The organism is candidate division WOR-3 bacterium, from assembly GCA_039804025.1.
Taxonomy (GTDB): domain Bacteria; phylum Hydrothermota; class Hydrothermia; order Hydrothermales; family JAJRUZ01; genus JBCNVI01.
Map to the genome: position 1 here is coordinate 1 of JBDRZP010000045.1, position 6863 is coordinate 6863.

A 6863-nucleotide genomic window follows, 5' to 3' on the forward strand; every position below is an offset into this window, starting at 1 on the left:
TGCAAAAAGCAAGTTCTGTCTTTTTTTAGGATAAACAGGAAATTCTGGCGGTATAGAAGGCTCAACAATTACAAAACTGGACACTTGACCAACCTCCTGAAGTTTTGCTTCCTCATATCTCTTTTTTAACATCATCAAAATTTCTTCATTCAATTCAAAATCTCTCTGTAATGTAAGAAACGCAATTTCTTTCTCTGGAAACTTTGAGAACTCCCTCATAATATCTTCCCTGTTTCTCAAAAGTGCTTCTCTCTTCGCATGTAGAGCTTTTAATTCTGCACTAACTGACACAATCCTTTGAACAGCATCTGATATTTCATTAATTGGCTCACTAATACTAACTTCCCTGAATGCACTTTCCTCGAGTTTTTCACTTAATTCCTTCTTAACCTGTTTAATTCCTTCTTCTATCTCCCTTACTTCCTTACTCTGTTCACTGAAACCTTCGAGGAGAAGTGAAGTCTTCTGTGTTTCAAGTTTTATAAGTTTTTCATATAATGTTTTTATTACCTCTTTTGAACCACCACTTTCACCCTCAGATATCTTTTTAACAAGGTCCTCTCTTCTCTGTTCCCATGCCTTTAAAACTCCTTCCTTTTCCTTTATATCAACTTCAGTTTCAGCAAGCATTTCATCAATTAGCTTCAATTTTGAACTCAAATAATCACCAATAGATTTAATATCAGTTAATTTCTCTTTTATTTTAAATCTCTTCAAAGAATCCTGTATCCTGTTAAGGTTTGATTCCACCATTGGTATCTGCTCCTCAAGAAATTTAACAACCTCATGAGCAGATGATTTAGCTATCTCTTCAGATGTTTTTATAAAAACTTCTGCTACAATGTTACAAAGTTTTGATGTTTCAAGAGGTTTATTTCCTCTAACTTTTATATATAATAGATTATCCTGCTCATCATAATTATAAGATATCTTTGATCTTATGTTTGTTACAGGGTCACCATCCTTTAAAAAAGAAATAAACTCTTTATCCAAATTCTTTTCCTCTTTAATTCTATTCCAGACTTTTTCAGCAAAATTTAATGTATTTAAAATATAAATTTGATTTTTAAGAGGATTTTGATAATAAATTGGAGTCAAAGGATTAGGAACACTTGTCCTTGCGAGCAAAATTGATTTTGCTTCATATACAGGCTTTGTTGCAAAGGTAAATATCATTGTCACAGTTGGAATACCTATAAAAAATAAAAGGAAAACCCATTTTCTCTTCCATAAAGCATCAAGATATTTTCTTACATCAATTGGAGGATAAACTTCAGGGTTCATCTCTGTGCCTGTAAAAATGTATAAATTAAAATAATCTGGGCAAAAAGTGCTATACTTTCCTTCAAAAAGTATAGATAATCCTTAAACTTTGAAGAAGTGTTCTGCGGCACAATTACAACATCTCCTGCTTCAAGATAGAATTTTTCTCCCTTTAGCATATCATTTATATTTATTACCTGATTTTTACCATTTCTTATCACTTTTACTTTACTTAAATCACCACTTGGAAGTGGTCCACCAGAAAGTGAAATCAACTTAATTATATCTGTCTTGAGAGGAACTTGGTAAAGCCCAGGTTTTGAAATATGTCCCCATAACTGAACTTCTATTAAAACTTTATCCTGACTCGGAAAAATATAATATTCTGGGGAATATGCTCCTCCACCCGCCCCAACCTGAAAAAATAAAATTAATGAAATCATCTATTCTTATTATAAACTTTTTTAAAAATTCTTTTCAAAAAAAGTTTAATAATAAGGAAAAAAGCTTCAAGAATTATTTTCTTTGACATCTTTGATTTTCCTTTCCTTCTTTCCACAAATATTATCGGAATCTCACAGATTTTATAACCCATCCAGTAAGGATAATAAACTGTCTCAATTTGAAAACCATATCCACCACTTGAAACTTCTTTCCAGGGTATATTTTCAAGAACATCCCTTCTAAAAGCCTTATATCCTGATGTTAAATCCTTGACCTTAACACCTGATAAAATTCTTGCATATAAATTTGCAAAATAGGATAAAAGAAGTCGCTTTAACGGCCAGTTAACAACAGTCACACCATTCAAATATCTTGAACCAATAACAACATCATAACCATCTTCAATCTTTTTTATAAAATTCGGAATTTCCTCTGGATCATGTGAAAAATCTGCATCAAGATGAATTATGATATCATAATTTTTTTCAATTGCCCATTTAAATCCATCACGATAAGCAACACCAAGACCTTCTTTCTTTTTTCTCAAAATAAGATTTACTCTTTTGTTTTCTTTTCTAATATTTTCAACAATTTCCCAGGTTCCATCAGGTGAATTATCATCCACAACTAATATGTCAAGTTCTATTCCCAGAGAAAAAATTTTATCTATTAATTCTTTTATGTTATCTTTTTCATTGTAAGTTGGAATTATGATAAGTATTTTCATTTTTCAACAAAAAACTTAAATATGCCTTCTTCTTTATTTATTTTCCATTTAAGAACATAAGGTCCGGGAGTTAAAAAGGAAAAATCAAAAGAAATATCCTTTTCCACATTAATATCACTTATATAAATATTTTTTTCACCAACAAGATGCCCTGAAAATGTGTAAAAATTTAAACTTAAATTCCCTTTTTCTTTTGTAAAAATTCTTATAAACCCTTTTTTATTCTTTATTACAGAAGGATAAACAATAAGTGAAATTTTCTTTTCAGAAAAAAGTTTTTCAAATTTTTTCCCAAAATAAAAGTTTCTTTCAAAATTTCCCCCGTAAGTAAAATAAAAGGGAATCTCAGAATAAGCAAAAACCTTTATTTCACCTGTTCCAAGAAAAATAAATAAATCTCCATCTTCATCAAAGAAAATATCTTTAACACCAAAAGAAGAAAGGTTTATATTAAACTCCTCTACTCCGGCTAATGAAGTTAATCTGTTTCCAATTGAAAAAATTAAATCTTTATCACTTGAAATCGGTGAAAGATATCTTTCCAATATACCAAAACTTGAAATATCAAAAGGGAAATTGTTGTTTAAAGCAAGCAAATAATTAAAAGAATAAAATTTTTTTTCTGTTTTAAAAACAAAATCAGGAAGCCCATCTTTATCCACATCAAAAACAGCGGGAGGGCTTACAATTATATCATCAATTTTTCTTTCATAAAATTTTTCTTCTATATAATCAAAAAAATAAACATTATCCTTTCCCCTTACACCCATTATCTCATCAAAACCATCATCATCATAGTCAGCACATATTGAGGGAAATTCTGAAAAACCATAATAGGGATTAAAAACTTCCTTTAATTTATTAAAATTATAATCAAAAACTCTTAAAACTCCATCAGTTCCCATAAAATAAATAAGCGAAGGATTTCTTGATATAATTATTCCACTTTTTGATTTTGAGCCAGCATATGCTTTATTTATTACACTATCAGGTTTTTTACCACTTAAGAGATACAAAAAATAATCTTCACCTGTCAATATAATCTCTTTTATTCCATCATTATTTATATCATAAATAGAAGGAATGGAAGAAAATATAGGTAAGAGGTTAAAGGTAACTGTATCAAAAGTGTTATTAAGTTTCAATAAACTTAATTTACCATTTTTTAAATAAAAAATTTCATAAATTGAATCCTCATCTACATCTGAAATTGAAAAAGGTAGAGTAATTAAAGGTTTCAAATATATAGTGGTTAAAAGAGAACCTAATGTATCAAATACAAAAAATGCTGAATAGAAATTATTTATTCCATCTGTAAAATAAACTGTATCACTATAATAATTTTTGAATCCACCAATTAAACTTACAATAAAATTTTTCTTTTTAGCAAAAAAGGCGTTTAGTGGTAAAATATCAGGGGGTAAATAATCTTTTATATGTAATTTCAAAAAATTATTTTTTAATTTAAAATTAATCTTATGTTTTCTTCTTTCAGAAATATCTTTTATTTCAATAAAAGTGTTACCACCTGATTTTGCCTTTGAAGAGGGAAATGTTTTATAAGAAAAATTATCCTTGAACCCTTTAAAGAAGGCATCATATTCACTTCCATAAAAGGTTTCAGGACTCTCTGTCCATTTATCAAAATCCTGAATACCATCAGCCTCAACAAGATCAACTCCTTTATATGGTGGATAGGAGTTAACTTCAAAGTAGTGTTCTATAATATCCCTTTCATCTATATGCCATACTAAAAGTCCTGAACCAGGCAATAAGAAATCCCAGGCTCCATAAGGAGAAATTAATACACCATTTTTAAAAAATCCTTTTAATTCATTACTTCCAAATAATAAATCATTTCTGTATTCAAGAAGAAAATATTCATACTCATCAATTGGTATAAAAATTATCTTTGGAAATCTAACTGAATCTGGAAGATAATTAATAGTATCCTGTGAAGGTTCAGTTGCCTCATAAATTGAAAACTCCCTTTCTTCGAGATAGGGAATAAATGTATCAACCATACCTTTATATATTGAAAAACCCCATAGGGGCTTGATTGGTTCTCTATACCACTCATCAGGGACAAAAAATCGTTCAGGAATAACCTGTATTGCATAATCAAACCATAATCTCATCCAGGCTGATGGAAAGGAAGGTATTGCACCAAAAACTGATTCAATATCACCATTAAGATTTTCAGCCCCAACTTCATTCCATCCACCGGTTCCCATCAAACACCAGGAACCAACACCTGAAGAAAGACCATTTACACCATAAAGATCTGTAGCATAAAAGGCATCGTGGGGAAATTCGTGAAATAAAAGACCTTGAAGTTCAACTTCAATATTATCTTGAGAAGGTTGCTCGGGCAAAAGTATTCCTGAAACCACAGTATCTATTCCGCCGTTCAGTATTATATATTTTTCCCCTGTATAATACTCAAGAGCTCCTTGTGGTATGGTAACTGTTGCAATATCATAGGGAGTATCACCATAATCAGTCTGCCATGTTGAGCCTGCATGGAAAATAATATATATATCCCTTATCCCCTCTTTATAATCTTTAATACCGTTATTATCAAGATCCATAAAATTTATTGTTTCATCTTGGTCAGCAAGATGTAGGGCATCTACAAGAAGTTTAACAAGACCTTCTTCAAAATGTTCAGGATCTCCATAATATCTCATTGGATAGGGTAATACATAAAAAGAGTCACTTTTATCAGGTTTAACAACATATTTTTTTATTTTTATTCTTCCATATCCAACAGATGCAAGAAAAGCTCTAAGAGATTCTAAATAAGTTTCAAAATACTTTTTATCATGAGGAGGTTCAGAAAAGAAAGGAATTGAATCCGGGTTACCCTTTGAGGATAAATCAAACCATCCATTACCTGTTGTAAGGGGATCATCAGGTTCTTCTTTTTGAAAAGCAACTCTTATAGCTAGTATGTTAAATTTAATTGTATCCTTCTCATTTTTTGTTTTCTGTATTTTAATTTCTTTTCTTTTAAAAGGGAAATAGTTTTCTTTTAAATATAAGTAAGGATAAAATTTTGAAAATTTTTTCTCAACAATTTCAAATTTTTTTTGAATATTAATTACTTTTTTATCAGGAAATAAGGGTTTTGATATTGATGAAAAAAAAATAAATAAAACTAAACTCATGGATAAATCTTTTCAAGAAGTCTCGGAAAAGGAATTGCTTCTCTTATATGCTCAAGACCACATATCCATGAAACAGTTCTTTCAAGACCAAGGCCAAACCCAGAATGGGGAACAGAACCATATTTTCTTAAATCAAGATACCATTTATAATCTTCTATGGGCATTTTTTCCTCTTCCATCCTTTTTAAAAGCGCATTGTAATCATCTTCCCTCTGACTTCCTCCTATGATTTCACCGTATCCTTCAGGAGCCAAAATATCCATACAAAGAACTACATCAGGATTTTCAGGGTCAGGTTTCATGTAAAAGGCTTTTACTTTTTTTGGATACCTTGTAATAACAAGAGGTTTTTCATATAAATTTGAAAGAAAATTCTCATGGGGTGCTCCGAAATCCTCTCCCCATTCAAATTCAGGAAACTTCTCCTTTAATTTTTGGACAGCCTCAGTATAAGTGATTTGAGGAAAAGGGGGATTTATTTTTTCGAGAGGAGAAATGTCTCTTTCAAGTATTTTAAGTTCTTCTTTTCTCTTTTCAAGAACTCTTTCTACAATATAGGTTATAAACCTTTCAGAAATTTCTATTATGTCATTAAGTTCTGCATAAGCTATCTCAGGCTCCACCATCCAGAATTCCATCAAATGTCTCCTTGTCTTACTTTTTTCAGCTCTGAATGTTGGTCCAAAACAGTAAACTTTTTTATGAGCCATACACGCTGCTTCCATGTAAAGCTGACCTGATTGAGATAGATATGCTTTTTCACCAAAGTAATCTGTTTCAAATAAAGTTGTTGTTCCCTCACAGGCTGAAGGAGTAAGAATTGGGGCATCTATTAAAATAAAACCTTCATTATCAAGAAAATCCCTTATACTTCTTATTATCTCATGCCTTATTCTCATTATTGCCCACTGCTTTCTTGACCTCAGCCATAAATGCCTTATTGGAAGTAAAAAGGAAACTCCGTGCTCCTTTTTTTGAACCGGGTAATCTTCAGATTTATGAACCAATTCTATATCCTTAACTAAAATTTCATAATTATAAGGAGATCTCCTATCCTCTCTAAGTATTCCACTTACTATAATTGAGGATTCCTGAGTAATTTCATCATACATTTCAAAAACTCTATCATCAACTTCACCTTTTGCCACTACTCCCTGAATAAAACCTGTCCCATCTCTTATTATAAGAAAATGAATTTTACCTTTTGATCTTTTATTATAAAGCCAACCCTTTAACTTTACTTCCTTTCCAATATGTTT

At 30.6% G+C, this 6863-nt stretch carries 5 protein-coding genes; all 5 read right to left on the reverse strand.

The genetic code is table 11. From position 1 onward, the window contains the following. Positions 1-1284, reverse strand: a 1284-nt coding sequence (locus ABIN73_10265; protein ID MEO0270108.1) for a Wzz/FepE/Etk N-terminal domain-containing protein, incomplete at its 3' end; no start/stop codon positions are given. Beyond that, positions 1281-1706, reverse strand: coding sequence for an SLBB domain-containing protein (locus ABIN73_10270; protein MEO0270109.1), 426 nt, complete (start codon positions 1704-1706; stop codon positions 1281-1283). The genes ABIN73_10265 and ABIN73_10270, both read right to left, overlap by 4 nt. Beyond that, complete coding sequence (locus ABIN73_10275) at positions 1703-2434, reverse strand: polyprenol monophosphomannose synthase (GenBank protein MEO0270110.1); 732 nt, start codon at positions 2432-2434, stop codon at positions 1703-1705. The genes ABIN73_10270 and ABIN73_10275 overlap by 4 nt, the downstream gene beginning before the upstream one ends. Then, complete coding sequence (locus tag ABIN73_10280) at positions 2431-5604, reverse strand: hypothetical protein (GenBank protein MEO0270111.1); 3174 nt, start codon at positions 5602-5604, stop codon at positions 2431-2433. Before ABIN73_10280 ends, ABIN73_10275 begins: the two co-directional genes overlap by 4 nt. Next, on the reverse strand, positions 5601-6863 hold a 1263-nt coding region (gene asnS / locus ABIN73_10285), incomplete at its 5' end, for an asparagine--tRNA ligase (protein MEO0270112.1). The genes ABIN73_10280 and asnS, both read right to left, overlap by 4 nt.